Here is a 294-nt window from a genome sequence, read left to right on the forward strand (position 1 = left end):
TTGGGATTGGCTATGTCGGTCTCGTCCAGGCGGCGGTGCTTGCCGAGGTTGGCCACGAGGTGGTGTGCGTCGATATCGACGAGAAGAAGGTGGAGCGGCTCAACCAGGGTTTGATCCCGATTTTCGAACCGGGCCTCGAAAGCCTCGTCAAGGAAAACCACGCGGCCGGACGTATCCGCTTCACCACTGATGCGGCCGCGGCGGTCAGGCATGGCCAGATCCAAATGATCGCGGTCGGCACGCCGCCCGGCGAGGATGGCTCTGCGGATCTGAAATATGTGCTCGCCGTCGCTG

General features: G+C 62.6%; 1 protein-coding gene. It reads left to right on the forward strand.

Translation table 11 applies throughout. The annotated features are described in order from the left end of the window. The coding region (locus EN859_RS37080; RefSeq protein WP_135913740.1) for a 3-hydroxyacyl-CoA dehydrogenase NAD-binding domain-containing protein at positions 1-294 on the forward strand (294 nt) is incomplete at both ends.

Source organism: Mesorhizobium sp. M00.F.Ca.ET.216.01.1.1 (assembly GCF_004010325.2).
GTDB lineage: Bacteria > Pseudomonadota > Alphaproteobacteria > Rhizobiales > Rhizobiaceae > Mesorhizobium.